The organism is Moorena sp. SIO3E8 (assembly GCF_010692445.1).
GTDB classification, from domain to species: Bacteria; Cyanobacteriota; Cyanobacteriia; order Cyanobacteriales; family Coleofasciculaceae; genus Moorena; species Moorena bouillonii.
Window position 1 is genome coordinate 1 of sequence record NZ_JAAHHM010000366.1, and the last position, 1261, is coordinate 1261.

General features: G+C 39.5%; 2 protein-coding genes. Both read right to left on the reverse strand.

Annotated features, from left to right (window positions below; all coding sequences use genetic code 11):
- Nucleotides 1-278: 278 nt before the first annotated feature.
- Entirely contained in the window at nucleotides 279-686 is a 408-nt protein-coding gene (locus F6K46_RS39830; RefSeq protein WP_293069057.1) for a transposase, read from the reverse strand.
- Nucleotides 640-945 carry a hypothetical protein gene (locus F6K46_RS39835; protein WP_293069060.1) on the reverse strand — a complete coding sequence of 102 codons (306 nt, stop codon included), beginning with the start codon at nucleotides 943-945 and terminating at the stop codon, nucleotides 640-642. Before F6K46_RS39835 ends, F6K46_RS39830 begins: the two co-directional genes overlap by 47 nt.
- Between the last annotated feature and the right edge of the window lie 316 nt (nucleotides 946-1261).

Here is a 1261-nt window from a genome sequence, read left to right on the forward strand (position 1 = left end):
AATATAGCAGAGAAAGAGTTGGTTAGGACAAAAAGTGCAAAGCGTTATCGATAGCATCCTGTAAACCATCAAATTGATCAAGAGTTTTTCTCAAATAGTGTTTGAGTCTTGCCCAAAATTTCTCAATAATATTTGCGATCAGGTGAATAAGCGGGCAGAAATACCAGTTCACATCCTGGGAGACGAAACCTTAGAATAAAGAAGCCTTATTTCATTAGTTTTCACCTTTTTACCCATAACCTGTCCCCTAGAAAGGCTTCTTTATTCTTACGGTAACTTCAAACCATTTCAATTAATTGTTTTATCTGAGCCGATTTGTGAAAACTCGCCTGATCCATAATGACTATTTGTCCAGGTAATAACTCGGGTACGAGGAAAAATTCTACCCACATCTTAATTAGTTGAGTGTTGCAGTATCCAGTAAAAGTTATTGGGGCAATAATTTGACGACAACATGATGCAGCTACCATGCTTATTCGTTCTGTTTTATGTCCCAATTTGAGGTCGTAGTATCGTTGATTTTTCTCACACCAACCGTAGGGATAATCTTCTGTATCATCGACTCCTGCTTCATCGACGTAAACGAATCTCTGGTAAGCATACTTACTGATATACTTGATAAACTCAGCTCGCTCTTCTTCATTTCTTTCTCTGTACCCGTAAGTTTTTTTTTCTCGTAAAGCCAATGCGCTTTAAAGCTTTACCTATGGTAATACGACTAATTTTTTCTTGCCATCTTTCGGCCATCTGTTGTTGAGTTTTACCACCATTTTCTTGAGCAAATTTGCGAAATTCCTCTAAGTTTTGAATTTTTGGGGCAGGTCCTCTGCTGTAGTTCCGCTTTGCTTTAAAGCTTCCCGTTTCGGCTCTGGCTTTTAGCCACAAGTCTAAAGTATTTCGGCGCTTTACCCAACATTCGGCAGATATGGCTTTTTTTCTCACCACGATCTACGGCGGCGTTCGCGAAGCGTGGCGTAGCCGTATCGCCTTTTCTCTAAAATCATCGCTATAGGGTGATGGCATTTGTCCTCCTTACTAACTCAGGGTAAGCGCAATAAAAAATGCCTCATCATGTGCATTGGTCGGATATCGGTTGATCGTGGCTCAAAACCCCTATAATCTCGTAGAACTTTACTCACAATAGAGTGAATTTGTTGATAATGAGCCAGTTTTTATCAATAAGCCATAGCTTATTGATTTTTGCGCAAATCCTGCTTACTAACTCCTCTATTATGTCCTAACTATCCCTTTCTTTGCTATA